Annotated in this window: 30 protein-coding genes and 1 pseudogene; 9 read left to right on the forward strand and 22 right to left on the reverse strand. The window is 53.5% G+C overall.

The features are described from left to right. Together CV944_RS13740 and CV944_RS17905 are read right to left on the reverse strand one after the other, a co-directional pair. A partial coding sequence (locus CV944_RS13740; protein WP_145994830.1) for an IS110 family transposase occupies positions 1–300 on the reverse strand: 300 nt, incomplete at its 3' end. 142 nt (positions 301–442) lie between these two features. Beyond that, entirely contained in the window at positions 443–811 is a 369-nt protein-coding gene (locus CV944_RS17905) for an AbrB family transcriptional regulator (RefSeq protein ID WP_255408636.1), read from the reverse strand. Between CV944_RS17905 and CV944_RS17340 the strand changes: the two genes are divergently transcribed. Then, the gene (locus CV944_RS17340) at positions 746–1,057 is read left to right on the forward strand and encodes a hypothetical protein (RefSeq protein WP_033015338.1); all 312 of its coding nucleotides are present in this window, start codon (positions 746–748) and stop codon (positions 1,055–1,057) included. The genes CV944_RS17905 and CV944_RS17340 overlap by 66 nt on opposite strands. On the opposite strand, the gene cysK is transcribed toward CV944_RS17340, so the two are convergent. Beyond that, positions 1,043–1,966, reverse strand: coding sequence for a cysteine synthase A (cysK, locus tag CV944_RS13755; protein ID WP_033009303.1), 924 nt, complete (start codon positions 1,964–1,966; stop codon positions 1,043–1,045). The genes CV944_RS17340 and cysK overlap by 15 nt on opposite strands. Before the next feature lie 193 nt (positions 1,967–2,159). On the opposite strand from cysK, the gene CV944_RS13765 reads away from it, so the two are divergent. Both CV944_RS13765 and CV944_RS13770 read left to right on the forward strand, forming a co-directional pair. Beyond that, a complete protein-coding gene (locus CV944_RS13765; protein WP_033006779.1) occupies positions 2,160–3,263 on the forward strand; it encodes a histidine kinase N-terminal domain-containing protein in 1,104 nt (367 codons plus the stop codon). A gap of 46 nt (positions 3,264–3,309) precedes the next feature. Further along, positions 3,310–3,663 (forward strand): hypothetical protein, encoded by a 354-nt coding sequence (locus tag CV944_RS13770; RefSeq protein WP_033006776.1) that lies wholly within the window; start codon positions 3,310–3,312, stop codon positions 3,661–3,663. Positions 3,664–3,681: 18 nt separating this feature from the next. Here CV944_RS13770 and CV944_RS17510 read toward each other — a convergent pair whose 3' ends face one another. Then, a complete protein-coding gene (locus tag CV944_RS17510) occupies positions 3,682–3,822 on the reverse strand; it encodes a hypothetical protein (RefSeq protein WP_015374705.1) in 141 nt (46 codons plus the stop codon). A gap of 219 nt (positions 3,823–4,041) precedes the next feature. On the opposite strand from CV944_RS17510, the gene CV944_RS13775 reads away from it, so the two are divergent. The 3 genes and pseudogenes from CV944_RS13775 to CV944_RS13785 all read left to right on the forward strand — a co-directional run bounded on the left by CV944_RS13775 (position 4,042) and on the right by CV944_RS13785 (position 5,972). Beyond that, positions 4,042–4,266: a spore coat protein gene (locus tag CV944_RS13775; protein ID WP_015374703.1), complete on the forward strand. Its 225-nt coding sequence runs from the start codon at positions 4,042–4,044 to the stop codon at positions 4,264–4,266. Positions 4,267–4,377: 111 nt separating this feature from the next. Continuing rightward, positions 4,378–4,518, forward strand: a pseudogene (locus CV944_RS13780) (spore coat protein); the annotation flags it as partial. A 92-nt stretch (positions 4,519–4,610) separates the two neighbouring features. Continuing rightward, on the forward strand, positions 4,611–5,972 hold the full coding sequence (locus tag CV944_RS13785; protein WP_100664361.1) for a S8 family peptidase: 1,362 nt from the start codon (positions 4,611–4,613) through the stop codon (positions 5,970–5,972). A 177-nt stretch (positions 5,973–6,149) separates the two neighbouring features. On the opposite strand, the gene CV944_RS13790 is transcribed toward CV944_RS13785, so the two are convergent. The 4 genes from CV944_RS13790 to CV944_RS13805 all read right to left on the reverse strand — a co-directional run bounded on the left by CV944_RS13790 (position 6,150) and on the right by CV944_RS13805 (position 7,563). Beyond that, complete coding sequence (locus tag CV944_RS13790; protein WP_100659944.1) at positions 6,150–6,725, reverse strand: YitT family protein; 576 nt, start codon at positions 6,723–6,725, stop codon at positions 6,150–6,152. Positions 6,726–6,879: 154 nt separating this feature from the next. Continuing rightward, positions 6,880–7,050, reverse strand: a complete 171-nt coding sequence (locus tag CV944_RS13795; protein ID WP_020959661.1) for a twin-arginine translocase TatA/TatE family subunit — start codon at positions 7,048–7,050, stop codon at positions 6,880–6,882. A 108-nt stretch (positions 7,051–7,158) separates the two neighbouring features. Then, on the reverse strand, positions 7,159–7,338 hold the full coding sequence (locus tag CV944_RS13800) for an H-type small acid-soluble spore protein (protein ID WP_044743955.1): 180 nt from the start codon (positions 7,336–7,338) through the stop codon (positions 7,159–7,161). Between the two features lie 3 nt (positions 7,339–7,341). Then, positions 7,342–7,563 carry a hypothetical protein gene (locus tag CV944_RS13805; RefSeq protein ID WP_033015364.1) on the reverse strand — a complete coding sequence of 74 codons (222 nt, stop codon included), beginning with the start codon at positions 7,561–7,563 and terminating at the stop codon, positions 7,342–7,344. A 71-nt stretch (positions 7,564–7,634) separates the two neighbouring features. On the opposite strand from CV944_RS13805, the gene CV944_RS13810 reads away from it, so the two are divergent. Then, on the forward strand, positions 7,635–8,630 hold the full coding sequence (locus CV944_RS13810) for an acyltransferase family protein (protein ID WP_100664362.1): 996 nt from the start codon (positions 7,635–7,637) through the stop codon (positions 8,628–8,630). Between the two features lie 56 nt (positions 8,631–8,686). Here the strand turns inward: CV944_RS13810 and thiE are convergent, their stop codons facing one another. From thiE to CV944_RS13880, 14 genes are all read right to left on the reverse strand, one after another. Then, positions 8,687–9,355 carry a thiamine phosphate synthase gene (thiE, locus tag CV944_RS13815; RefSeq protein WP_033009275.1) on the reverse strand — a complete coding sequence of 223 codons (669 nt, stop codon included), beginning with the start codon at positions 9,353–9,355 and terminating at the stop codon, positions 8,687–8,689. Positions 9,356–9,360: 5 nt separating this feature from the next. Beyond that, the gene (thiD, locus tag CV944_RS13820) at positions 9,361–10,161 is read right to left on the reverse strand and encodes a bifunctional hydroxymethylpyrimidine kinase/phosphomethylpyrimidine kinase (protein ID WP_100664363.1); all 801 of its coding nucleotides are present in this window, start codon (positions 10,159–10,161) and stop codon (positions 9,361–9,363) included. 17 nt (positions 10,162–10,178) lie between these two features. Further along, complete coding sequence (thiM, locus tag CV944_RS13825) at positions 10,179–10,988, reverse strand: hydroxyethylthiazole kinase (protein ID WP_047818275.1); 810 nt, start codon at positions 10,986–10,988, stop codon at positions 10,179–10,181. A gap of 169 nt (positions 10,989–11,157) precedes the next feature. Next, on the reverse strand, positions 11,158–12,180 hold the full coding sequence (locus CV944_RS13830; RefSeq protein WP_100659943.1) for a glycosyltransferase family 2 protein: 1,023 nt from the start codon (positions 12,178–12,180) through the stop codon (positions 11,158–11,160). 1 nt (position 12,181) lies between these two features. Beyond that, complete coding sequence (locus tag CV944_RS13835; RefSeq protein WP_232722146.1) at positions 12,182–13,855, reverse strand: DUF6044 family protein; 1,674 nt, start codon at positions 13,853–13,855, stop codon at positions 12,182–12,184. A 167-nt stretch (positions 13,856–14,022) separates the two neighbouring features. After that, positions 14,023–15,003: a phosphotriesterase family protein gene (locus CV944_RS13840; RefSeq protein WP_094238610.1), complete on the reverse strand. Its 981-nt coding sequence runs from the start codon at positions 15,001–15,003 to the stop codon at positions 14,023–14,025. Then, positions 15,003–16,685, reverse strand: coding sequence for a long-chain fatty acid--CoA ligase (locus CV944_RS13845; RefSeq protein WP_100664364.1), 1,683 nt, complete (start codon positions 16,683–16,685; stop codon positions 15,003–15,005). Before CV944_RS13845 ends, CV944_RS13840 begins: the two co-directional genes overlap by 1 nt. A 204-nt stretch (positions 16,686–16,889) precedes the next feature. Next, a complete protein-coding gene (locus CV944_RS13850; RefSeq protein WP_100659941.1) occupies positions 16,890–17,726 on the reverse strand; it encodes an HAD family hydrolase in 837 nt (278 codons plus the stop codon). Between the two features lie 154 nt (positions 17,727–17,880). After that, positions 17,881–19,074 (reverse strand): NRAMP family divalent metal transporter, encoded by a 1,194-nt coding sequence (locus CV944_RS13855; protein ID WP_033009290.1) that lies wholly within the window; start codon positions 19,072–19,074, stop codon positions 17,881–17,883. After that, a complete protein-coding gene (locus CV944_RS13860; protein WP_033009291.1) occupies positions 19,071–19,841 on the reverse strand; it encodes a 5-oxoprolinase subunit PxpA in 771 nt (256 codons plus the stop codon). The genes CV944_RS13855 and CV944_RS13860 overlap by 4 nt, the downstream gene beginning before the upstream one ends. Next, positions 19,841–20,809 (reverse strand): 5-oxoprolinase subunit C family protein, encoded by a 969-nt coding sequence (locus tag CV944_RS13865; RefSeq protein ID WP_100664365.1) that lies wholly within the window; start codon positions 20,807–20,809, stop codon positions 19,841–19,843. The genes CV944_RS13860 and CV944_RS13865 overlap by 1 nt, the downstream gene beginning before the upstream one ends. Beyond that, positions 20,802–21,494: a 5-oxoprolinase subunit PxpB gene (gene pxpB / locus CV944_RS13870; RefSeq protein ID WP_171698010.1), complete on the reverse strand. Its 693-nt coding sequence runs from the start codon at positions 21,492–21,494 to the stop codon at positions 20,802–20,804. The genes CV944_RS13865 and pxpB overlap by 8 nt, the downstream gene beginning before the upstream one ends. Beyond that, positions 21,485–22,240 carry an IclR family transcriptional regulator gene (locus CV944_RS13875; protein ID WP_033017487.1) on the reverse strand — a complete coding sequence of 252 codons (756 nt, stop codon included), beginning with the start codon at positions 22,238–22,240 and terminating at the stop codon, positions 21,485–21,487. Before CV944_RS13875 ends, pxpB begins: the two co-directional genes overlap by 10 nt. 131 nt (positions 22,241–22,371) lie before the next feature. Then, entirely contained in the window at positions 22,372–22,815 is a 444-nt protein-coding gene (locus tag CV944_RS13880; RefSeq protein WP_100659940.1) for a GNAT family N-acetyltransferase, read from the reverse strand. Positions 22,816–23,110: 295 nt separating this feature from the next. Between CV944_RS13880 and tnpA the strand changes: the two genes are divergently transcribed. Together tnpA and CV944_RS13890 are read left to right on the forward strand one after the other, a co-directional pair. Then, a complete protein-coding gene (gene tnpA / locus CV944_RS13885) occupies positions 23,111–23,512 on the forward strand; it encodes an IS200/IS605 family transposase (RefSeq protein WP_044743973.1) in 402 nt (133 codons plus the stop codon). An 18-nt stretch (positions 23,513–23,530) separates the two neighbouring features. Continuing rightward, positions 23,531–24,994, forward strand: coding sequence for a transposase (locus CV944_RS13890; protein ID WP_227412724.1), 1,464 nt, complete (start codon positions 23,531–23,533; stop codon positions 24,992–24,994). Positions 24,995–25,426: the final 432 nt, after the last annotated feature.

Raw genomic sequence — 25,426 nt, forward strand, 5'->3', positions numbered from 1 at the left:
GACCATGACCAACGGGATCCCGTGCTCCTCGAGGAAGTAGGCCAGGTTCAACCAGTAGTGCCCGGTCGGCTCCACCGCGACGATCACCTCTGACTTCCCGAACGCTTGCATCGCCTCCTGAATCGCTTCATACAGCTGGCGAAAGCCCTCTTTCGACTGGAAGATCGGGAACGATTTGCGAAGCACACGCCCCCGGTCATCCACGAAGCAGGCGTAGTGGGTTCGTTTCGCGATATCGATGCCCACGACAAGCGTTTGTTCGGTGACTTGATCAATTTTATAGTTTTGTGTACAATTCATCTGAAGTCCTCCTTGGTATGGTGAGTGATGTGTTTGACACCCCTGCATCATACCAAGAGGGCTTTTTTTGATCAAGTCCCCGGAAAAGCTCCTAACGGGAATGCTCCTTTTTCTTTCTAGTTTAGCATATATTTGTTTCTTGTCACAGCCCTTTCTTTTGGATTGACGCAGACGGCATGACCCATCGTTCAATCGATCGAAACCAGCGGGCGGCAAACCATTTTTTCAGCACCGGCGGAACGACAAGCAAAATGAAAAAAATGCGGAACATTTGATAACTTGTCACAACAGCAAGATCGGCATGCGCTTCCCGCGCCAAAATCCCCATTTGATCCATACCCCCCGGCGCCAAAGCGATGAACGCTGTCAGCAACATCACCGGCAATTGCCGGCCCATCTCCACAAGCGTTCCTGCCGTCATCGATGGAGGAATTCGAAATGGTTCATGAAATCCGTCACTGTTTTTATCATTCCGACCATGACGCAGCGCTGCGCTCGTTCGATCTGCCAAAAGAACAGCAACGATTCACCGCACTCCCCGCTGAGGCGCTCAACGCATGCGCCAAGGAACCAGAAAGAAAGCCGATTGTCATCCTTCATCAAGAACGACCGGTCGGTTTTTTTGTTCTCCACACCGGCAAACGATCAAACAAAAGCATTCCTCTTTGTTTTGCAGAGAGGAATGCTTCACTTCCCAATGAAAGGCAAGAAATCCTCGCTTTTTTCGTCGATCGACGTCCGCTTAATCGGCGAATAAATCGGATGACAAATACCGCTCGCCGGAATCGGGCGCCATGCAAAGGACGCGGGCGCCTTTCGGGAGCTGTTTTGCCACTTTGATGGCGTAATAAGCGCTCGCCGCCGCTGAGGCGCCGACCAAAATGCCTTCCTTGGCCGCCAGTTGGCGCGCCATTTGCTGGGCATCCTCATCTTTGATCAAAAAAATGTCATCGTAAATCGAGCGGTTTAAAATTTTCGGGATAAACCCCGGACCCGTGCCGGGAATTTTGTGCGGCCCCGGCTTCCCGCCCGACAACACCGGCGAACCGTACGGTTCAACGACGTAAATGCGCAAATTTGGAATGCGCTTTTTCAGTTCCTCCCCTGTTCCCGTCACCGTCCCGCCGGTGCCGGCGGTGAGCACGAACGCATCGAGCCGCCCATCAAACGCCTCGTAAATTTCCACCGCCGTTGTATGGCGATGCGCATCCGGATTGGCCGAATTTTCAAACTGCATCGGAATGAAGCTGTCAGGGATTTCGCCAGCCAGCCGGTTCGCTTCATCAATTGCCCCTTGCATCCGCTTCTCCGCCGGCGTCAAATAAACTTCGGCTCCGTACGCCTTTAAAATTTTCACCCGCTCCACCGTCGCATTGTCGGGCATCGTGATGATGCAGCGATACCCGCGGGCGGCGCACACCATGGCCAACCCGATGCCGGTGTTGCCGGACGTCGGTTCGATGATCGTGCTTTTTCCAGGCGTAATTTTCCCTTCCGCCTCTGCCCGGCGGATCATTTCCCAAGCCGGCCGATCTTTGACGCTGCCGCCTGGGTTGAACGATTCGAGTTTTATATATACGTCCGCTCCCTCCCGATCCGGGAGACGGTTGAGCTTCACGATCGGCGTGCCACCGATCAAATCTAAAATCGAGTCATACAATTTCACGATCGTCCCCAACCTTTTGCAAAATATTTGTTCGTCCCATTCATTATAAATGATTTTTCCGTTTTTGTTCAAACCACCCGCCTTTTTCGCGGAAGGAAACTAGTTTTCTCGGATATGCAGCCATTTTCCCTCTGTTCTAGTTCGATGTTCCCAATTATAATAAAAATAAACGACAGAAAGCGAGGTGGCTTTGTTGGCATCTGCCGCACAGCAGCTTGTCACCCATTTGGAAACCCATTTGCCGGACTTCCTCGCCTATTGGCGGCAGCAAATGAAAATTGCCGACGATGACAAATATATCGACTGTGTCGAACAAAACGGCTTGGCGGTGTTCACCTTGGTCAAAGAGGCGCTGCTGCAGTCGCGGCCCGGCGAGATGGTTGAACGGCTGGCGAACAAAATCGCCAAAGAACGGGCGGAGATGAACGCCGGCATCGGCGCCCTTGTTTACAACGTAAACTTGGGACGGCGCCTGATCATCAACCATGCGTTGGCCGCACCGCTGTCCGTCGATGAGCTCGCCCCGCTCATTGACCATATGAACGAGTTGTTTGACCAGTTTTTGTTTCATGCGGTCACCAAATACAATGAGTTAAAAGAAAAGGAGCTGCATGAGAAAAATGCGCTCATTGCCAGATCGCATCAAGACCGGCTGACGCTGCTCGGACAAATGTCATCGAGTTTTGTCCATGAGTTTCGCAATCCGCTTACGGCTATTATTGGTTTTATTCAATTATTGAAGTTTGAGCATCCGCATCTTCCTTATTTAGACATTATCGACCATGAGTTGCAGCAGCTGAAATTTCGCATTTCGCAATTTTTGCATGCCTCACGCAAAGAAATTGTTGAAAGCGAAAAGGAAACGTTTTCGCTTTGCCAGCTGTTGGAGGAAATTATCGAGTTTTTATACGCCACGATCGTCGACAGCGATGTCGACCTTTCGGTGGCGATCGATGAATCCATACATATATTTGCCTATAAAGATCAGCTGCGCCAGGTGCTGGTAAATATTTTGCTCAACTCGATCGAAGCGTTGAAAGAGAGGGAAAAACCGCGGCGGATCAACATCGCCGCCCGTTGCCAAGACGGAAGCACCATCATCGAAATCGCCAACAACGGTCCGTCCATTCCGGCCGACATTGTGGAAACGATTTTCGAGCCGTTTTTTACGACGAAAAAACTCGGAACCGGCATCGGGTTGTACATTTGCAAAAAAGTGATTGAAGACCATGGCGGAGATATCCGCTGTTCATCCGATGAAGACATGACGACGTTTTCCATCCGCCTGCCCGCATAACAAAGGGCGAAAATGGGCATGCTGGATGTAAAAAAGGATGATGTCGATGACACCGTCATGGAAACATTTGCTGGAACAGACGGCAGCCGCCATTCGCGAATGGCTTCAGCGGGAAAACCATTCGTTTGCCGAGCTGGCGGAGCTGATCCGCCATCATCCGGACACCGTCCGGTCCGAGCGCACTTGGCTCGGTTTGACGTACCGCTTTTACTCGCTGACACTGGCGGATGCGGCGCTGAGGATGGAAACAAAAGTCGCCCACAACGGGAACGAGCGCATTTTATCGTTGTCGCTTCACGCTCCGCGGACCAAAGCAGCCGTGTATCGTTCTTATGACGAAGAGAGCGACTTGTCCGATGTCGTCACCACCCCTCCGCTCGCAGAAAAAACCGCACCGTAACCGAACCGGTGCGGTTTTTTAGCCTTTCATGCCCTGCAGCCATTCTTGGTAACATTCCGGACAAAGCGCTTCCTCGCGTTCTTCATCGTTCGCATGGAACGAGACGTAATGCACGTTGTCGTCGCACTCGCATTGGCAATAGAAACACGTTTCGTTCATCGATTGTCCCTCCTTGTCCGTTAGTGTGGACAATCCGAGGAACGTCATTGCAAGGAAAACATCCCCAAAAGCGATCAGCACGACGTGTGCGACAACAAATAGTCTAATGGCGAGCGACCCGCAGCTGAAATCGCTCATTCAACAAGACATGCAAAAAACAGAGCAGCACATCCGCGACTTGCAAAACTTATTATCGTAACGAACGGAGGAGGGACAACGATGCAGGCAACGATGACGCCGACCGGCGTATTCAATGATCAAATGATCGCCGCCGACTATCTCATTGGGGCGAAAAGTGCGATCAAAGCGTGCGCAATGGCCATTGCCGAAGCAACAACCCCGGAAGTGCGCAATACGCTGAAGCAACATGTGAACTACCCACCACCTACGCTTCGCTTGGAGGTGGGGGCTTCAAGCGACTTGTGCGTGTTCGCCGAACGGTAAGCCACACACAAGAACCCTTTACGCTTCCCTTCGTTCCGAAGGTGTCCGTTCTAGCCATATTCGCTGGCGCACCTTCACGTTTAGAAGTAGGAGACTTCTTTCGGAGGGAAGTTAAATGACGCGATTGCGTTTCACGAGCAAATTAGCCAATACATGATCAACAAAGGATACTATCATCCGACCAACGTCCAAGAGCAGCTGCGCGTCGATATGCAAACGGCGCAGCAAGTGTTGCAATCAGCCGGCCGCTGAACGCACAAATGGGATTCGCCCGCTGCAAGTGGAATCCCATTTTCATGATTTGCCCTCCATTCGCCCATCCTAACAACAAGGAGGTGAACAGCGTGAAACGCCGATACCGAATATGGGCCGCGACCAGCGCGGTTGTTGCTCTACTCGTTGCCGCAGCCGCCTTGGGGCGACCGGCTCTAGAAGAAAACGCCCCGGCTCCACCACGGCTGAAGCCGTTTGACGCCGAGGTCGCACCCACCCATCCAACCGTTGTCGCCTTAGACAGCTTAAGCGCAGGCGAACAGCTGAAACAGCAGTTGAACAAGCACCCGCGCATTCGGGAAATCCTCCATAATCGCCGCGGTGACCGAAGCCATTATTTCGCCAATGAGATCGTCGTCCGCTTTCGGGCATTGCCATCGGAAAGCCGTCTTCAACAAATGGAGGCAGCCATCGCCGGCCAGCTCATCAAGCAGGTCGACCACGTGTTTGTATTCCGTTCGCGCGGGCAAACGTACGAAGAGATACGCCGCTATTTCCGATCCCTTCCGATGGTTGATTATTGCGAACCGCACTACATTTACATGCAAAATGAGTGGAACAAGCCGGCGCTGATCCCGAACGATTCGTTTTACGCCCGCTACCAATGGAATTTGCCGGCCATTCATACCGAAGCCGGCTGGACGTTGTCGCGCGGCAAACAAACCGTGCCTGTCGCCATCATTGACAGCGGGGTCGATTTGACCCATCCCGATTTAATCCGCCGCCTTGGTCCCGGATACAACGTATTGGCCGACGACCGCTCTCCGAATGACGAAAATGGCCATGGCACCCATGTCGCTGGCATTATCGCCTCACAGCCGAACAACGACGAAGGAGTCGCCGGCATAACATGGTTCAACCCGATCATGGCCGTCAAAGCATTAAATGCGGACGGCTATGGAACGAGCATCGACGTGGCGAAAGGCATCCGCTGGGCGGTCGACCACGGGGCAAAGGTCATCAATTTAAGCCTTGGCAACTACCAACCGTCCTCGGTGCTTGAAGAGGCGATCCGCTACGCCGCCGCCCATGATGTCGTGCTTGTCGCCGCTTCCGGCAACGACAGCACATCACAGCCGAGCTTTCCGGCCGCGTATCCAGAAGTGATCAGCGTCGGGGCCGTCGACCCGGATCTATCCTACGCTTTGTATTCCAATTATGGCGAGTACATCGATGTGGTGGCGCCCGGGACGAACATTGCCAGCACGTTTGCCGGCCACCGGTACGCCGCCCTTTCCGGCACGTCGATGGCCGCGCCGCACGTCACCGCACTCGCCGCTTTGATCCGCTCCGTCAACCCGCGGCTTTCGAACGATGAAGTGCGCGACATTATTCTCGAAAGCGCTGATGACTTAGGCGAGAGAGGAAAAGATCCGTATTATGGCTACGGACTTATCAACGTCTATCGTGCCCTCGAGCTGGCGAAACCGTGAACAAGCGCCCGCCTTCCATCTGGAACAGCCTGCATGCCGCCCGTTGCAACGGAATGACGCCATCTCAACGAAGCGTTGCAGGCTCGAACGCTCAAGTTCCATAACCGCCTCCCTTTCCGTCTTGATCATGACAGCGGACAGGCGGGGAATGGCCATGAAAAAACGGTGGGGACTGGATTACACCCCCATCGTTTTTTCGTGCGTCAACATCGTTGTCACCGCCCCGACAACCGTGACGACGACAAGCGAATGAACAAAGGGCACGGAGTCGATGATCAAGCTTCCAGCTGAAATGATGCACGCATCAATCACAAAAATAACGATCCCAACGTTCCAGTTCGTCAGCCGCGCGATAAACTGGGCGAGCAAGTCGGTGCCGCCCGTGCTTGTCTCCTCACGCAGCATCAACCCGATGCCTGCACCAACCAAGATTCCGCCGATCATGGCACTCCACAATGGATCGAGCGCCACCACGCCGCGCAACACCGACAATACGTCAATCATCCAAGAGGAAAACAAAAGACCGTGCAAACTGTTGTAAAAAAACGGGCGGTAGTAAAACCAAGCCGCCACGTAAAGCGGAACGCTCAAGACGATCATCGTCAATCCGGCTTGCACGTTCCAGACATATTTGGCGATCAATCCGAGCCCGATCATTCCCCCATCAAGCAAATGGTGAGGAACTAAAAAGACGTTGATGCCAACGCCAAGCAACAGGCTGCCGACGATCACCGCCGCCATTTTTTTGATCATCATGACTCCCCTCCGCCACCGGCTGATTGCAACGAACGAACGCACCTCCGTATATGTATATGGCGCTTGTCAGCAGAGCTTGTCTTTTTTTTTGCGGCGAGAGAACAATGGCCGACAAAGCAAAAAATAAGAGGCTAGGCTCTCGCCCAACCTCTTATTTTTGCGCTTTTGTCGCCTCGTCGTCGTCAATGATGCCCTTTGTCGCGTTTTTGAATTCACGCAGCGTTTTTCCAGCCGCTTGCCCTAACTCCGGCAGCTTTTTCGGCCCGAAAATGAGCAATGCGAAAAAGACGATGAGCGCAATTTCTCCAAACCCGATGTTCATATTGCTCACTCCAATGTTCAAGCGTCATTTCTTTCGTTATTATATCATATTCGAACAAGGAGTGTCATCGGCTTTCCCTTGACAAAACAACGACAACTTGCCCGGCGCCTACAGCTCTTCAAGCAGGCGCACCGGTACGTCTTGCTCGCGTTCCGGCTCATCAGCAAAATAAATGCGCGCCATTTCCCGCCCTTCATCGACGTGCTGAATGATCACCCGTTTTCCTTCATACGTCACCGGGACGATCTCCCCGGCCTCGGCGATCCGTTTCGCCCGCAGCAACTCCATTTCTTATTCGCCTCCTTTTGCACTGTCTTCCGCCTGCGCCCGCAAGCTTTTCCAAAACAATTCATCGTTGCAGACGATGGCGTTCAATTCCCCTTCGTCCCCTTTGGCGTTGATGATTTGCAATAACTGCGTCATATCGTCCGTTTCGCGGCGGTCGTTTTTCACCCAATCATCACCTTTCTTTGTCAAACTGTTGCATGGACAGCCGCTTTCCGGCAGCGGCATGTTTCTGCGGTTGACTCCCCCAAAAAGAAGAAGTATGATTCGAATTGATGTGTTAGAAAGGAGGAAACACTGTGAAGGAGCGGGACTATTATTTTGACAACGCGAAGTGTGCGTTGATGCTCCTTGTCGTGTTTGGCCACTTTCTGCGCCCGTACATTGACGGCGTCTTATGGGTGCACAGCTTGTATACGTGGATTTTCTTTTTCCATATGCCGGCGTTCATTTTCATTTCCGGCTATTTCGCCAAAAAGTTCTATGAACACGGCTACTTGCAAAAAATTACGAAAAAGCTGCTCATTCCGTACGTTCTGTTCCAGCTGCTGTACTCGGTCTACTACTTCTTCCTGTACGACAAACAGTCGTTGGAACTTGACTTGTTGACCCCGCATTGGAGCCTATGGTTTTTGCTCAGCCTGTTCAGCTGGAACGTGCTGCTGTTATGGTTCGGCCGGCTGCCGAAGCGGATCGCGCTGCCGATGGCGCTTCTTCTCGGCTTGGCCGGCGGGATGATGGAAGCGGAAAAATGGCTGAGCTTGTCAAGAACGCTCACGTTTTTCCCGTTCTTTTTGCTCGGGTTTTTCACGCCAAAGCCGGCGATCGAGCGCCTGTTTGCCGCACCGGTGCGCGTCGCTTCGCTGTTTGTGCTGACTGGCATGTTTGTGCTTATTCATTTCGGGTTTCCAGACTTGCCGCAAGACTGGTTGTACGGCTCAAAGTCATACGATACGCTCGGCGTGTCGGAGCCGGCCGGCGCGGCGAGCCGCCTTGCCATTTATGGGGCGAGCCTGCTCATGATGTTTGGCTTTCTGTCGCTCATCCCGAGCCGGCGCTTCTCGTTTTCCGTGCTTGGGGCGCGCACGTTTTACATCTATATCTTGCACGGGTTTATTTTAAAATATTTGCACGAAACGCCGTTTACGGATTTTATTATGGATGTGCACGGCTATCCGCTTCTGCTCGCGCTGTCGGTCGCCGTTATGCTCGTTCTCGGCAGCCGGCCGGTCGTCCGGCTCGTGCGGCCGCTGCTTGAATGGCGGTGGCCGAGGTGGCGGCAGACGGCTTCTTAAGACGCAAAAAGGGTGTCCTGCGAACAGGACACCCTTTTGTCTTGTCTGTTTGATGGTCACCGTTTCACACGGGCAGCCCGCACCGCCTCCAATAAACGAGAAGCGGCGGCTTTAGGCGACGGAGATGACGCGATGGCGCTGATGACCGACACCCCGTCCGCTCCGGCCTCCATCACCTCTCTTGCATTGTCAGCCGTAATGCCGCCGATGGCGACAATCGGAATCGTAATCCCCGCTTCGCGGAGGCGGCGAAGAATATCGGGGCCTTGCGCTTCGTTCGCATCATCCTTTGAGCGGGTTGGATAAATCGGGCCGACGCCGATGTAATCAGCCCCTGCCGCCATCGCCGCCATCGCTTCTTCGACGTTGTGGGCGGAAACGCCTAAAATTTTATCACCGATTTTCTCCCGCACGCGCCGCGCGTCTTCATCATCTTGGCCGACGTGGACACCGTCGGCATCGATGGCCATAGCCAGCTCGACGTCATCGTTGACGATAAACGGCACGCCATAAGTGCGGCAAAGACGCTGCAATCTTTGGGCGAGCGCCGCTTTGTCTTCCCCTTTGAAAGCGCCCGGTCCTTTTTCGCGAAATTGAAACAGCGTCACGCCGCCGTCAAGCGCTTCCTCGAGCACCTGCTCCGCCGGCTTCTCACTGTTTGGGGTTCCCATAATAAAGTACACCGCCAACCGCTCTTTCATTTCTTCGCTTGTGATGCGCGCCACCCGTCTCACTCCCCATATTGCCGATACGCCCAATGGTTCGTCGGCCCGTGGCCTTGGCCGATGCCGAGCGGATGGGCAATCGCCGATTGTACAAACGCCTTCGCCGTTGCCACAGCATCAGCGGGGTGGCGCCCTTTCGCCAGTTCAGCCGCAATCGCCGCCGCGAACGTACAACCGGTCCCGTGCGTATGGCGCGTGTCGATCCGCTTGCTTTTAAAATACGAAAATCCGTCTCCATTATACAGCAAATCGACCGTTTCCTCGCCGTCGTCATCATGGCCGCCTTTAATCACGACGTAGCGGGCGCCCATCCGGTGCAGACGGCGCGCCGCTTCGCGGCGGTCATCCATCGTGCGGATGGCCGTGCCGGTCAGCGCTTCCGCTTCCGGAATGTTCGGCGTAATGACAAGCGCCAGCGGCAACAGTTCTTCTTTCAGCGCCGCCACCGCCTCTTCTTGCAGCAACGGGGCGCCGCCTTTCGCGATCATCACCGGATCGACGACAAGCCGCTTCCAGCCGTGTTTTTTCACCTGTTCAGCCACCGTGCAGATGATATCGGCGCTAAAAAGCATGCCGGTTTTCACCGCATCGGCGCCTAAATCAGCGGCCACCGATTCGATCTGGGCGGCGACCGCCTCCGCCGACAGCGGAAAGACGCCTTGCACGCCAAGCGTATTTTGCGCCGTCACCGCTGTGATCGCTGACATGCCAAACACGCCAAGCTCTTGAAACGTTTTGAGATCCGCTTGAATGCCGGCGCCGCCGCCGCTGTCCGAACCAGCAATCGTCAACGCTTTGAATACCATGTGGCTCCCCTCTCCTTTTACCGTTGTTCGACCTGTCCGTCACGCTTCACATCATCGGCGCTTGTGTGCGCCAACGCGTCTAGAAACAACGACTGAAAACGGCCCGGACTGCGCTCCCCAGCTTCTGCAGCCGCCCGCTCCGCCGCGACGCCATAATAGGCGAGCGCCGCCACCGCTGCCTTCACCATATCACGCTCAACAGCGGCAAACGCCCCAATCACCGACGTCAACAAACAGCCCGTCCCGGTCACTTTCGTCAACAGCGGGTGGCCGTTGTGAACCAAATACGTCGTGTTTCCGTCCGTGACGACATCGTCCTTTCCGGTGATGATCACAACGGTGCCAAGCTTGGCCGCCGCCCGCTTCGCCAAAGCCGCGGCATCGCCGCTTCCTTCCCCGGCGTCGACGCCTTTAATCGCCCACATCTCGCCGATCATATTGGCGATTTCCGCCGCATTGCCGCGGACCGCTGCAAGCTTCACCTGTTCGGCGATGCGGCGCGCCGTCTCCGTTCGATAGCGCGTGGCCCCGGCTCCGACCGGGTCGAACACCACCGGCACACCGGCTTCGTTCGCCGCCCGGCCGGCGATCAACATCGCCTCTACTTCCTCAGCGTTCAGCGTCCCGATGTTCAATACGAGCGCGCCGGCAAGCTTCGCCATCTCTGCCACTTCCTCTTTCGCATACGCCATCACCGGCGAAGCGCCAAGCGCCAGCAATCCGTTCGCCGTAAAATTCGTCACGACGACATTCGTCATATTGTGGACGAGCGGATTGGCCTCTCTCACCCGCTCGCGCAGTTCCGCCCATTCACGCCAATCGGCCATCGCTTACCCTCCCCTTTCTCGACAAACAGCCTTTGCCAGCCGGCGAAAGACCGCCTTCTCTGCATCCCCCGCCAATCCACCATATCATTCCCATCCATCAGTCTACTCTTTCTTTTTTAGAATTGCAAGACAAAGAAAAACGGCGCGCTTGTGCACGCCTGCCGTTTCCTTATGGCTGCAGCCGCTTCGCCGCTTCCGCCTCCTCGGACGAAGCCGATGGCGACAGCCGCTGCGGCAGTGGCCAGTTCCATAAATCCAAATCGACGATGTAGCGCGGCCGCCGTTTCGTTTCCTTATAAATTTTTCCAACGTATTCCCCGATCAGCCCAAGGGCGATGAGCTGCAGCCCCCCTAGCAGCCAAATCGAGGTAATGAGCGACGTCCATCCCGTCTCGGTATGTCCAGCCCACTTTAAAAAGAGAAAATAGGCGCCGAAGATGAGGCTGACGACAAACGAGAGAAAGCCGATGAGCGAAATAAAGCGAATCGGGGTGACGCTAAACGATGTGACCCCGTCGAGCGCAAAAGCGATCATTTTTTTTAACGGGTATTTTGTTTTTCCGGCCAGCCGTTCTTTCCGGTCGTAATAGACGGCCGCCGAGCGAAAACCTAGAAGCGGAACGATGCCGCGCAAAAACAAGTTCACTTCCCCGAACTGTTCGAGCGCCTCGACCGCGCGCCGGCTCATCAGACGGTAGTCGGCATGGTTATACACGAGATCAACGCCAAACATCTTCATTAACCGATAAAATCCTTGGGCGGTATGGCGTTTAAACCACGTATCCGTATCGCGACGCCGGCGCACGCCGTAAACGATGTCATACCCTTCGCGAAACTTTTGCACAAATTCGCGAATGGCCGACAAATCATCTTGCAAATCGGCATCGATCGAAATCAAGCAGTCGGCGTGTGTTTTTGCCGCAAACAGACCGGCCAGCAACGCGTTTTGATGCCCAGCGTTGCGCGCCAGTTTCAGCCCTTTCACTTCCGGATGGCGCAAGCTCGCCTTGTAAATGATTTTCCATGTATCGTCATGGCTTCCGTCATCCACGAACAAGAGCGCACTTTTGGGCGAAATCATTTTTTCCTCAACAAGTTCGCCGCGCAGCGCCTGCAAGCGGCGGATCGTCTCTGGGAGCACCTCTTCTTCGTTGTAACACGGCACGACGATGGCTACTACCGGTTCGGACATCTCACGTTCCCCCTTTCCATGCGACCTTGTATAAGTAAATCGTCCAAGCAGATTCGTCCGAGCGAAACACACGCTCAAGATGCAACGCGTTGTCGCTTGCGTTTTCAATCGGCAACGCCGAGAAAATATAACGCCCGCCCATGGCGTAAAACGCTTTTGTGTTCAATTCAAGATGGCGGATCGTCCGCTTCGACGTTTTCTTGAACATATAATGTTTGCCGAGTTCGTCGACAAAAAGGTAGCAGCGCCCGCCCCATTCGTCAAAATACTCGCGCAGCTTTTTGTTTTTTTCCAGCTCCTTGGCGATAATGCGGCGGAACCGGTGTTTGTATTCCAACGGGTAAAAGTTGTTGTACGTATCAAGCGTGTAAAAACCGTTGTACTGGGCGATCGCCGGGTGGATGCCGATGCTGGCGACGCGGTATGTATGGACGGGACGGCCGATATACTCGCGGATGGCGGCAAATTGCTTCTCAGCGTAAAATTCGCGAAATGACGGCTTGTTGCGGTAGACGATTTCCTCATTGTGCAAGACAAGCACCAACAGCTGCAAAGCGATCGCCGCCGCGCTGACCGCCCGCCACCGCCGTCCTTCCTGCCAAATAATTTTCAGCGCCATCGCAAACAAAACGTAAATGACCATCGGCCGCAAAAAATGATAGCGGGCGAAATTGAACTTATCGAGCAAATCAAACCGTTCCGTGAGCGGCAGCCATCCTTTGTAAAACCAAAATGCATACCATGTCGACAACGCGAAGTTCAATACGTGCAGCACAAGAAACGGCATTTCCTGCCGCCAGCGCTTCCGCTTCCACACGAAGTACAAGGCGATGAGCGTCACCGGCAAAATGACGAACCCGTGCACCGTCATCACATGAGTATGGCCGAGCACATAGTTTTTGAACGTCAGACGGATCACCCGCCAAAGCGGCAGGCGGGCGTGGAAATATTCGTCTCGGCTTGTCGGTTCATCGGAAAACAAGAGCGAATGGACAAGCCGGTAGTCGACCGCCAAATAGAGCACCGTCATATAGACGATGGCCGCCAAAAACCGCCAATTCCAACCCTTGCCGCGGATGACATCAATGAGCCACCAAATCCCAAGCGCGCTTAGGAAAAAGAAAAAGCCAAGCACAAAGCTCGAGTAAAGCGGCAAGAGCGTCAACACCGCCCAATTCACCCATGAACGCTCCCCGCCCCGAATGTTTAAAAACGCCCAAAGCGCAAGCGGCATGCCGAGCGTGCTCAACATCCCCGACGGCCAAAACGGCGTCAAGGCAAACGTCAACGAAGCGCCGATGCGGATCCATCCCCAGCGTCCGGCCGGCAGCACATGCTTTTTCAGCAGAAGATACATGCCGACAAACGCGAACACGCGGGTGATGGCTTGGCTGAGCCCATAGGCGTAAATGGACGGAAACAAAGCGTGAAGCCAGACGATGCCGCTGAACTCCGTCCCGAACGCGTTGCGCGGCAATCCGTTAATGATTTGCGGGATGATTCCGTCAACCGGTCCAAACAGTTCGCCGCTTCGGGTGAGCACTTTATACCAGGCAATGTTGGAATCCAAATTGTCATGGACGCGCATATGCGCATCTTCACCGAGTACAAAGTACGGCGACACATATAAGGCGATGGCCAGCAGTGAGAAGAACAGAAGTCGTTTTTCTGTCACCAGCGCCTCTCTCCCTCCTTTCGCCCGGCTGATGTCTTTCCTTATTGTTCAACAAATGAGGAAAATTATTCATAATGATGGCAAAAAACGGACGGCAAACGAAAAACCGCTGTCGGCCGGGCAAAGCCGGCTGGCAGCGGTTTTGAATTCGGCGCTTCACGGCCCTGTCAGGCGGAAAATAAGGCGGCTGGATTGCGCACAAACAGCTGCGCAAACACCTCGTCGCCGATCCCTTCCTTTCTCAGCGCCGGAATCACATTGACAAACAAGTGCTCGACATGCCAATTTTTCATCATTTCTGCAAACGGCTCAGGCAGTTCAAACGGGCGGCCGAGCCAAAGGTTGACCGTATCATGCGAAAGCATAATCCGGTCTGCGTATCCGTCGCGAAGCAGGGCAAGAAGCGTGCGAATCCGTTCCTCATCCGTTGGAGCGCCGACCATCCCTTGAATGCCGAAGCGGTCAAAGGCGATGTAAACACCGTACTCAAGCGTCCGGCGATGGTAGTCCGGGTCGGTGTTGCCGCACATATGGCCGATGACGATTTTGTCCGGGTCGGCGCCGTGCTCAAGCAAATAGGCGGCTTGTTCCGGCCCCATCGTCCCTTCTTGCGTATGGGTGATGATGACCGCGCCCGTCTCTTTTTGCGCGCGGGCGGCGGCGCGGAAGAACATCTTTTCGTACTCGGTGATGCGGCCTTTGCTTGAGGCGAGCTTGATAACGCCGGCTTTGATTCCGGTGTCGGCAATGCCTTCGGTCAGCTCGGTCATAAACATGTCGTAAATATCATCTTCCGCCGTCCCGAGCAACCGGCGGAATTGGAAGTACGGCGGCGCTCCTTCTCCTTCATAATAGTAGCCGGTCGCACAAATGATGTTCAGCCCTGTTTCTTCGGCAACGCGCCGCAAAAACGCCGGGTTGCGCCCGCAGTCGTTCGGCGTCGGATCGACAACCGTTTGAATGCCGTGCCGCTTCATCTTTTCCGCCGCTTCAACGGCAACGCGAAGCGCTTCATCTTCATGAAATGGGCCATGCGTCACATCACCTTGAAATCCCGGGTAGCCGAAGAGGAAATGTTCGTGGATGAGCGTTTTTCCAAGTTGTTCCACCGGAGCCGGGCCTAAAACCGTTTCGACTGTTTTCGTCATCAAGCGTTCGCCCCTTTCCTCGCTTTTTCATATTCCTCTTCCTGCAATTTCCGCCAAAGCAGCTTGCCGCTTGACGTCATCGGCAGCGACGAGCGGAATTCAACGAGGCGCGGATATTTGTACGCCGCCATTTGCGTTTTGGACCATTCAACGATCTCTTCTTCCGTTACTTTGCCGACATACTCGTCATGAAGAACGATAAATGCTTTCACCGTTTCGCCGCGGCGCGGGTCCGGCACGCCGACGACGCACGCCTGCTGAACAGCAGGATGTTTGTACAAAAGCGACTCGACTTCAGTCGGCCATACTTTATAGCCGGAAGCGTTGATCATCCGTTTGACGCGGTCGACGATGAAAAAGTATCCTTCCTCATCCATCCGCCCGATGTCGCCGGTGCGGAAAAACCGTTTGCCGTCGAGCTCGATGAACGCTTCTTCCGTTTCTTTTTCACGCCGGTAATAGCCGCGGAACACTTGCGGACCACAAACGACGATTTCCCCGACTTCGCCTGGGCCGAGCTCCTTCCCGGTCGCCGGGTCGATGATGCGCGCATCGACGTCAAAGGCCGGCACGCCAAGGCATTGCAGCTTCGGCCGGTCCGGCGGGTTGAAGTGCGTTTGCGAAATCGTCTCGGACAACCCGTAGCCTTCAAAGTAGCGGACGCCGGTAAGCTGAAACAATTTTTCCCCGACCGCCTCCGGCAGCGCCGCCCCGCCGCCGGAAATGCTCGCAAGCGATGAAATATCGTATCGACCGAGCGCCGGGTTGGCCAAAAAGTCAATCAGCATCGTGCTGATGTTCACCCAATGGGTGCAGCGGTGCAATTCAATCAGCCGGGCCGCCGCGTCCCGATCCCAGCGCGTCATCAACACCATGGCGGCGCCGGCGAAAATCGGCGTATGCATGCTATGGACCATCCCGGTGACATGGAAAAACGGCAATGTCGCCAAGGCGACGGAATCGCTCGTCACGTTGCCCCAATAATAGGCGCCGACGATGTTGGCGTTCACCGTCCGGTGCGGGTGGATGCAGCCTTTTGGCACCCCGGTCGTCCCGGATGTGTATGGCAAGACGGCGATGTCATCAACATGGCCGTTGTATGGAAGCGGCGGCAATTGGGCGCCGAGGCAGTCCGCCCATAAAAGAATGCGCTCATCCCCAATGGCCCGCCGCGGCGCCGCCACTTCAGCCGGCAACGACACCGGGGAATCATCGGACGCATAATCGGAATACGCGGCGACGATAAGATGTTCAAGCGGTGTCCGGCCGAGAAGCGGCGTCGCTTTGTCCAGCAGCTCTTGGCCAACGAGGCCGACTTTCGTCTCACAATCGTTCACATAAAAGGAAAGCTCATCTGAGGTGTTCATCGGGTTGATCGGCACGACAATGGCTTCAGCGCGCAAAATGGCATAGTAGGAGATGACAAACTGCGGAGAGTTTTGCATGTACAACAACACACGGTCGCCCGGTTGGACGGACAGCTTTCGCTGGAGATAGCCGGCGAGCGCGTTGACGTCATCAAGCAGCTGCTTGTACGAATATGCTGCGCCGTAATAGTAAATCGCTGTTTTGTTCGGATAGCGCTTCGCTGTCGTTTCCAAATGGTCGACAAGCGTCGTCTCCGGCACGGTCAACGTTTTCGAAAGCCGTTTCGGCCAATACGGGTAATGTCTCGTATTCATCCAACCGTTCCCCCCTCTTTTTGTCTGCTTTGCAAATCGGCAGCCACCGCCCAAAAGAAAGCGGTTGCAATAACATCCATATGCCCAAGCCTTTCAATTCATACCGTTGATTGTCTGGCTAGCATGTACACTTTTCATTGTACATGCTTCCACCTTTTATGTCAATAATATTCTGAATAGTTTAGACAAAATGGTATGCGCCGCCTACAGCAGGCGGCGCAGCACCGGCACACACGCTGACGTGGAGGCGACGATGACGTCGGCATCACCCGGCTTCGCCAAACCGTACGCGTCAATCAACATCGTTCGGCAGCCGAGCCGGCGGGCCGGCGCGATGTCATTGCCGATGTTGTCGCCGACGCAGAGCATTTGCTTGTACTCAACCCCAAAGCGCGCCCGAATCGCTTCCAAATGGGCAACCGTTTTAACCGGCTTAGCGGCTTGGAAAATTTTATAATGGAATACATCCGCCAGCCCCAGCTTTCGCAAAATCGCTTCACTGTCCGGCTCCGGGCTGTTCGTCATCAACACGAGCGCCGCTTTTTCACGCAGCTGGGCAAGCGTCTCAGCCAGCCCCGGCGCTCCATTCATCTGGAATTCCGTCCCCATCATCCATTCGCGCGTCTCCAAAAACGCCGCATATGTATCCGCATTGGCCAATCCGTAATGGCGGCCAATCGAGCTCGGCACCCACCAAAGGTCGCCGATGCTGAAAAACCGATCCAAATCGATCGCCACCGGCCTAGGGTAGGCCGCTTTGACGTCGGCTGCCGGCAACAGCTCGCCGCTCCAACGGCGCACTTCGCGAACATCTCCTTCTTCAAGCTGCAAAATCAAATCTTCCTTTGTATCGTACACCGTGCCGATGCGAAGCGGATGGCGCCCGGCCAGCACCGCCCGGTAGTCGTCCCAAAACCGCGGCCGGTCCGCTGTCTTCAGCCGCTTAGCCACCTGTTCGGCGTAATAGTCAAAATGCTCTGTTTCCTCGTACAGCGTTCCATCGAGATCAAACACGATGACCTTAATAGTTGCCTCGTCCATTGTTCGGTTTGTCTCCTTTCCCCACCGCTATGGCCTTGGTGCACTGGGCCATAAAGACCGCAATGCCGCTTCCGTGAACCCGTTTCTATATTACAAAAGGACGGCGGAGAAATGCAAATGTTGGAAACGGACAAAAGGCATCACAGTTTTCATTTCATTGAAACAGCTGCGGCAGCTGCTGTGCGGCTGTATACACGCCCATATATGCCATCAAGGCGACGACAATAGCGCCAAACGCGGTGAGCCAAAGCGGATGGCGATAGTCGCCGACGATGTCCCGCCTATAGGCGGCGACAAGCATCACCCCAAGCGACAGCGGGAGAATGAGCCCGTTTAGCGTTCCGGCTAAAATTAACGTTTTCACCGGGCGGCCGATCGAGATAAACACGACCGTTGAGATGAAGATAAACAACACAATGATCCAGCGATGGAACCGGTCCAAAACAGGATGGAACGTGCGGATGAACGACACCGATGTGTAGGCCGAGCCGACCACCGACGTAATGGCGGCCGCCCACATAACGATGCCGAACAGGCGGTAGCCGATTTCGCCAGCGGCGAGCCGGAACACCGAAGCTGGCGGATTGGTTTGGTCAAGTGTCAATCCTTGGGCAACGACGCCGAACGCGGCCAAAAACAGCAAAATGCGCATGAGCGAGGCGACACCGATCGCCGAAACCGCACTTTTCGTCACTTCCGTCAAACTGTCTTTCCCTTTGATGCCGGCATCAAGCAGCCGATGACCGCCGGCAAACGTAATATACCCGCCGACTGTTCCACCAACGAGCGTCACAATGGCCAAAAAGTCGATTTTTTCGGGAACGACCGCCCGAACGGCCGCCTCACCAAGCGGCGGCTTGGCTGTAAACACAACATAGAGCGTCAGCGCGATCATGACAAGCCCAAGCAGTTGGGCAAAACGGTCCATCGCCTTGCCGGCTTCGCGGATGAGAAAAATGGCGATGGCGATGATGGCGCTCACGATCGCCCCGGTCTTTGGAGACATGCCGAACAGCACGTTGAACCCAAGCCCGGCACCGCCAATGTTGCCAATGTTAAAGGCAAGCCCGCCAAGGAGCACAAACGCCGCCAACACATAGCCGAGACCGGGCAGCACGGCGTTGGCGATATCTTGCGCCCGCCGCTCGGAAACGGCGATAATGCGCCAAATGTTCGCTTGGGCGCCGATATCAAGCAAAATGGAAAGCAAAATGACAAACCCGAAGCTAGCCGCCAGTTGAGCGGTAAATACGGTCGTTTGCGTCAAAAATCCCGGGCCGATGGCGGATGTGGCCATTAAAAAGACAGCCCCAATGAGTACGCTTAATCTGCCTTCTTTCCTGTTCATCGTCTCTCCTCCTGCCGCATCGCCTCAATGGCGACGCCTTCCTTTTGCAGCGTTTCACGCAGCCGTTTGGCAAACCGCACCGCCTGCTCATTGTCGCCGTGCAGGCAGACAGTGTCGGCTTCAATCGACACGTCTGTCCCTTGCACCGAGCGGACGCGCCGGTCACGGATCATCGTGAGCACTTGCTTGACCGCTTCGTCTTCATCGGCAATGACAGCCTGCGGGTCGCTCCTTGGTGTGAGCGAACCGTCTGCCTGGTAGGTGCGATCAGCGAACACTTCACTCGCCGTCCGCAAGCCGTATGCTTGTCCGGCGCGGATGAGCTCGCTCCCCGACAAACCATACAAGACAAGCGACGGGTCGACATCGCGCACCGCTTTGGCGATCGCTTCGGCCAACGCCGCGTCTTTCGCCGCCATATTGTACAAGGCGCCGTGCGGCTTCACATGCGTCATCACGCCGCCTTCCGCCTTGACAAAGGCTGCAAGTGCGCCGATCTGGTAAACAACGTACGCATACACTTCTTCGGGCGAAACCGCCATCGCCCGCCGCCCAAATCCGAGCAAATCAGGAAGACCGGGGTGGGCGCCGATGGCAACGCCATGCTGGATGGCGAGCTGCACCGTCCGCCGCATGACGAGCGGATCGCCGGCGTGAAACCCGCAGGCAATATTGACGGAAGTGACATACGACAAGATCTCTTCCTGCCCAATCCGGTACACGCCAAAACTTTCACCAAAATCACAGTTCAAATCAATCGTTTTCACTATTCTCCCCCCCATTGGCGGCGAATGGCGGCAATCCACCGATCCAGCCGCCGCTGTTGTTCGATATAAAGCTGCACCGCTTCCTCAGGCGCGATCGGTCGAAACTGGATACGGTCGCCGGGACGCGCCTGCGCCAACAAAGGCAAATCGACCGCTGCCACTTGGGCGATGCGCGGGTAGCCGCCCGTCGTCTGGCTGTCGGCCATCAACACGATCGGTTGGCCGGACGATGGCACTTGCACAGTGCCGAAGACGACCGCTTCCGAGACCATTTCCCGCTCGCGCACAAGCGCCAACGTTGGGCCGGAAAGCCGATAGCCGATCCGGTCGGATTGGGGCGTCACCTCATAGAAGGCGGCAAACAACTGAGTGCGGCTGTCCGGCGTAAACTCGCCATACTCCGGGCCGGGGACAGCGCGCACCGTTTTCGTTTTTCCGCCGATATAACGGCTGGCCAACCGGGAGAGCCCCCAATGCAGCGGCTTTGAAGGGAAAATGAGAGCGGCCGTCCCAATCTTCAACACATCCCCGCGCCGCAACGGCCGGCCCGATACACCTCCAAGCTGCGCCGGGACGTACGTTGAACGGCTGCCCATCACAGGCGAAACATCAATGCCACCTGCTACGGCCATATACGCTCTCCATCCCACTCGACATGCCCCGATTTCCAACACATCGCCCGGCTTGACGGCCGCCGGCTTCCAAAGCGCCAACGGCTGCCCGTTCAGCGCGCATGAGAACTCGCCGCCGCATATGGCGATCACCGTTTCGGCGTGAAACCGAATCGTCGGCCCGGCCATCGTCGCCTCGAGCACCGCCTCATCGCCATGGTTGCCGACAAGCGCATTGGCAAGGCGGTACGCCCACGCGTCCATCGCCCCGCCCACCGGCACCCCGGCATGCCGGTAGCCGAAACGCCCGCTGTCTTGAACGGTCGTAAAAAATCCGCCCTCCATGACTTCAATCATGTTCATCTCTCCAACGTGCAAATTCATCGGCGCCAATCGGCCGAAATTCAACAATGTCACCGGCGGAAAGCAAGCTCGGCTCCTTCCGGTGCGGGTCAAATACGCGGAGCGGCGTCCGGCCGATCAGCTGCCAGCCGCCCGGCGTCGCCAGCGGATAGACGCCCGTCTGCCCGCCGGCGATGCCGACCGAACCGGCGGGCACTTTTGTGCGCGGCACCGCCCGCCTCGGTGTGGACAAACGCGGCGACAAGCCCCCCAAATACGCAAACCCGGGCGAAAACCCGATCATATAGACACGGTAGCGGCCGGCCGAATGAAGCGTAACCACCTCATCTTCCGATATCCCGTGAAAGCGGGCGACCTCTGGTAAGTCCGGCCCAAATTCACCGCCATAGCAGACAGGAATAACAACCGTTCGCGCCAAAGGCCGGTCCGTCTGTCCAGACGACTCGACCTTTTCGCGCAGCCACCGGCATACGTCCGCATAACCAATCGCCAGCGGGTCGTAATACACGGTAAGCGATGAAAACGCCGGCACAATTTCGTTGACCCCTTCTTTTCGTTCTCTCTTTAGGCGAACCGCTGTCTCATGAACGATATCATTTACGGTCTCATCGATATAATCGGCAAACCGGACGGTCACTGCATATTCACATAACGGAAACAGCGTATAGTTCATTTCCATCCCTTTCCTTGAAAACCAAGTTCACGTGAAATCTCCATCGCCGCCTGCCGAAGCAACGGAACGATGCGCGCCACATCATCCGGCAAAAAACGCTGTTCCGGGCCGGCGACACTCAGCCCGGCGATGGCCGCGCCTTCATGGTTAAAAATCGGCACAGCCACAGCCGCCGAATAGTTTTCCAGCTCAGAATAGCTGACCGTATAGCCCCGTTTCCGATCTTCTTCCAACTGCCGACGCAACGCCTGCTTGTCCGTTACGGTATTTTTGGCGATTTTGACAAGTTTTGTTCGTTCCAAATAGCGTGCTTGCTCTTTTTCGTCCATAAAGGCCAGCAAAGCGCGCGGGCACGCGCCGGCGTACAGCGGCGCGCGCCGGCCGACTTTCGTATAGACGCGCACCGGCTCAGACGTCTCGACTTTTTCAATATAGAGCGCCTCATCACCGTCGCGGATGACAAGATTCACCGCTTCGTTCGTCGCTTCTTTCAGCCGCTCCATCACCGGCAGCGCCACCCGACGAATATCGAGCCGCTCGGCAACGAGCGACCCAAACGTCAACAATGCCAAACCGAGTTCATAGTGATCGCCCCGCTTTTGCAAAAAGCCAAGCGCGACAAGCGACTGCGCCATCCGGTATACCGATGTTTTCGGCATCTGAAGCCGTTCGACCATCTCTGGCAAAGTCAACCGTTCGCAGTCGAGAAACAAATCAAGCAGTTCTTTTGTTTTTAAGACCGTTTTATTCATCATTGTCCCTCTGTTCCGAATATCAGAATATTAATTCCAAAATACGAGTTATATATTTTTTATTATAATGAAAAGTGGAACAACTTTCTACCACAAAATGAAAAGCGCCCGCTGAACGGACGCCGTCGGATTCAAATCGATAAGCGTTTCAAAAACACATAACTCACTTTTTGATATTCCATTTTTTCCTCATAGAAGCGATGGGCGTCAACCCGCTGCAGGCCGGACGACAGCGAGACAATCCCGTAGCCGTGCTCCCTCGCCCACTCGTGCACATAGGACAACAACGCTTTTCCATACCCTTTCGAACGTTCGGCTGATGTCGTGACCAAATCGCAAACCCAAATAAAACGGCCGTTATAGAGCGTGATCATCGGCATGAATCCGACAACCGCAACCATTTTGTCCTGATCATATAACGCCACAAGCTTATACCCTTCTTGTTCTTGCGCTTCTCGCACGAGCGCCGTGTAGGTTTCCTCATCCAAATGGGTGCGCAGCTCACGCATCACCGGAAAGGCGCTTCTCACTTCTTCCTCCGTTTCAAGCCAAACGAATCGCAGCACGATTCCCATCTCCCTTCTTCTATTTCTACATTCATGATATCAATATTTATCTAAAAATGGAACTGCCTCCTTTCCGCAACGTTGATCATCGTTTCGAAAGAAGACTCTCGCTTCAAACGCGTAAAGGTCGCAGCCCAGCGATCAGCGGAAGCTGAATGTCGGCTGATAAACCAATAATTACAGGATGCGTTTCGTGAAAGCCCACGACTTTAGTCGTTGGGATGAAACGAAACAAAAAATATTAGATAATTGACTCCTATCTAATATTTTGTATAATAAATATTAGATAGGAGGTGTTTATCTAATGTCTAATGATAAGTATACTCATAAAAATGGAATTGTTTATTTAAATCAATATCATGTTATATTTTGTCCAAAATATAGACGTAAAGTATTAGTTGGAGATATTGAAAAAGATTTAAAAGAGATTTTGTATGAAGTAGCGAAAGAAAATGATGTTGAAATTAAAGCGTTAGAAATTATGCCAGATCATGTTCATATGTTTATTTCTTTTGATCCACGACAGCATATCCATAAATTAATACAAGCATTTAAAGGAAAAAGTAGTCGAATACTAAGAGAAAAATATCCTTCGTTAAAAAGCAGACTACCGTCGCTATGGACACGAAGTTATTTTTGTTGCACAATTGGTCATATTTCAGAAGAAGCGGTTAAACAGTACATCGAAAACCAAAAGAACGTATAAAGGAATATAAAGGAAGTGGTGTCATTGGCGAAAACAAAAACCAAAAGCTACGTGCTGACGTTGAAACTCAAAACAGAATTATGGCAAGCGCACATATTAGAGAAACGTTTTGAAATTGGCAGAAAAATATACAACGCTTGTTTGGGCGAATTGCTGAAACGGTATAAAAAACTACAACACGATAAGCAGTATCGTCATCTAATCCAACAACCAAAATCAAAAGAAAGAAACAACTTGCTAAATGAGTTATATCGGCAGTACGGAATCAATGAATACGCTATGCACGATTTTGTTAAGCCAATGCAACACCATTTCAAGAAACACATCGACTCACACACCGCACAAAAAATCGCTACGAGAGCATGTATGGCAATGGAAAAACTAATCTTTGGCAATGCCAAAAAAGTGTCTTTTAAAAAATACAACGATATGGATTCATTAGAAGGAAAAACAAATAGCACAGGCATCCGTTTCAAAAACAAACATTTGCTTTGGAATGGTTTATCTATTCCTGTTATAATTCGCTCAAACGATATATATGCACATACGGCTCTACAAGACCGTATAAAATATTGTCGCATCGTTCGTAGACGGATTAGGGGGAAAATCAAGTATTTTCTCCAACTCACCCTTGAAGGTGTGCCGCCAAAGAAAATAAACCGTCAAACAGGAGAAGTAAAACATCCAATAGGGCAAGGCGATGTTGGCATCGACATAGGAACACAAACCATCGCTATTTGTTCAATGAATAATGTCAAGTTGTTCGTTCTTGCGCCGAGCATCGAAAACATAGAAAAGCAAAAGCGAGTTCTTCAACGAAAATTGGATCGTCAAAGACGGGCGAATAATCCACACAAATACAATGAAGATGGAACAATAAAAAAAGACAACAAGGAAAAATGGGTTTGGAGTAAAAATTATCTAAAAACTCGTCAACAACTAGCCGAGTTGCAAAGAAAGATGGCTGAAAAACGTAAACAAGATCATCAACGGCTTGCTAATTGGATCATCACATTAGGCCATCATATCCAAGTAGAAAAAATGAATTTCAGAGCACTTCAAGCAAAGGCAAAAGAAACAAAAGTCGATGCCAACGGAAAATACAAAAAGAAAAAACGATTTGGGAAAAGCATTGCGAATCGTGCGCCAAGTTTGTTTTTGAACATACTAAATCAAAAACTGCAATATGAAGGCTATTCCCTTCAATACATCGACACATTTAGCGTCAAGGCAAGTCAATACGACCATCAAAACGATGAGTACAACAAGAAAACACTTTCTCAACGATGGCATGAAGTAGACGGACACAAAGTACAACGAGATTTATACAGCGCATTTTTAATCATGAACGTGAAAAACAATCGAAAAGAAATAGATAGGAACAAATGTTTAGAGAGATGGGATCAATTTATTCGACTGCATGATGAAGAAATCAAACGACTTCGTCTTCAGCCATATGTCGTAAGTAGCATGGGAATTTAAATGATAAAAAGCGTCTTGAATCGGGCGCACAGGGCGATAAGCACCAGTAAGGTGTTTGCCCATGAAAGTCTTGTGGAAGTAGAGTCAGTATCCATGCGAAGGTATGGAAGAAGCTCTATAGTACACAAGAACCCCGTGGCTTTAGCCATCGGGAGGTTCAGAGCCGCAGGCGCAAATACGGCTTCAGCGTTGAAAATGGGATCGAGAATTCGCGAATGCCGGCGGTGTAAGGGGCTATTTCATCCTATTTCGCGCAGGAGACTCCCACTTCAACGACCAAAGGGAGTAAGTGGGAGAGGAATGCGCGTTCCCCTTTTCTTTTGTGTATGATAGAATAAAGGCGTGGAGAAAACCGTTTAATAAAGGCACTCCAATAACTGCTACTCGATGTATGGAGTTGGTTACAGGAAACGTTGTAACCGTAAAACATCG

The organism is Geobacillus sp. WSUCF-018B (assembly GCF_002809985.1).
Classification (GTDB): Bacteria; Bacillota; Bacilli; order Bacillales; family Anoxybacillaceae; genus Geobacillus; species Geobacillus thermophilus.

What these genes read in the sequence shown, in the direction of transcription:
- CV944_RS17340 (WP_033015338.1), top strand. Translation starts at nt 746, where the DNA reads ATGAAATCCGTCACTGTTTTTATCATTCCGACCATGACGCAGCGCTGC.
- CV944_RS13770 (WP_033006776.1), top strand. Translation starts at nt 3,310, where the DNA reads ATGACACCGTCATGGAAACATTTGCTGGAACAGACGGCAGCCGCCATT.
- CV944_RS17510 (WP_015374705.1), bottom strand. Translation starts at nt 3,822, where the DNA reads ATGAACGAAACGTGTTTCTATTGCCAATGCGAGTGCGACGACAACGTG.
- CV944_RS13775 (WP_015374703.1), top strand. Translation starts at nt 4,042, where the DNA reads ATGCAGGCAACGATGACGCCGACCGGCGTATTCAATGATCAAATGATC.
- CV944_RS13790 (WP_100659944.1), bottom strand. Translation starts at nt 6,725, where the DNA reads ATGATCAAAAAAATGGCGGCGGTGATCGTCGGCAGCCTGTTGCTTGGC.
- CV944_RS13795 (WP_020959661.1), bottom strand. Translation starts at nt 7,050, where the DNA reads ATGAACATCGGGTTTGGAGAAATTGCGCTCATCGTCTTTTTCGCATTG.
- CV944_RS13800 (WP_044743955.1), bottom strand. Translation starts at nt 7,338, where the DNA reads ATGGAGTTGCTGCGGGCGAAACGGATCGCCGAGGCCGGGGAGATCGTC.
- CV944_RS13805 (WP_033015364.1), bottom strand. Translation starts at nt 7,563, where the DNA reads ATGCCGCTGCCGGAAAGCGGCTGTCCATGCAACAGTTTGACAAAGAAA.
- thiD (WP_100664363.1), bottom strand. Translation starts at nt 10,161, where the DNA reads ATGGTATTCAAAGCGTTGACGATTGCTGGTTCGGACAGCGGCGGCGGC.
- thiM (WP_047818275.1), bottom strand. Translation starts at nt 10,988, where the DNA reads ATGGCCGATTGGCGTGAATGGGCGGAACTGCGCGAGCGGGTGAGAGAG.
- CV944_RS13830 (WP_100659943.1), bottom strand. Translation starts at nt 12,180, where the DNA reads ATGTCCGAACCGGTAGTAGCCATCGTCGTGCCGTGTTACAACGAAGAA.
- CV944_RS13840 (WP_094238610.1), bottom strand. Translation starts at nt 15,003, where the DNA reads ATGACGAAAACAGTCGAAACGGTTTTAGGCCCGGCTCCGGTGGAACAA.
- CV944_RS13845 (WP_100664364.1), bottom strand. Translation starts at nt 16,685, where the DNA reads ATGAATACGAGACATTACCCGTATTGGCCGAAACGGCTTTCGAAAACG.
- CV944_RS13850 (WP_100659941.1), bottom strand. Translation starts at nt 17,726, where the DNA reads ATGGACGAGGCAACTATTAAGGTCATCGTGTTTGATCTCGATGGAACG.
- CV944_RS13855 (WP_033009290.1), bottom strand. Translation starts at nt 19,074, where the DNA reads ATGAACAGGAAAGAAGGCAGATTAAGCGTACTCATTGGGGCTGTCTTT.
- CV944_RS13865 (WP_100664365.1), bottom strand. Translation starts at nt 20,809, where the DNA reads ATGATTGAAGTCATGGAGGGCGGATTTTTTACGACCGTTCAAGACAGC.
- pxpB (WP_171698010.1), bottom strand. Translation starts at nt 21,494, where the DNA reads ATGGAAATGAACTATACGCTGTTTCCGTTATGTGAATATGCAGTGACC.
- CV944_RS13875 (WP_033017487.1), bottom strand. Translation starts at nt 22,240, where the DNA reads ATGAATAAAACGGTCTTAAAAACAAAAGAACTGCTTGATTTGTTTCTC.
- CV944_RS13880 (WP_100659940.1), bottom strand. Translation starts at nt 22,815, where the DNA reads ATGGGAATCGTGCTGCGATTCGTTTGGCTTGAAACGGAGGAAGAAGTG.
- tnpA (WP_044743973.1), top strand. Translation starts at nt 23,111, where the DNA reads ATGTCTAATGATAAGTATACTCATAAAAATGGAATTGTTTATTTAAAT.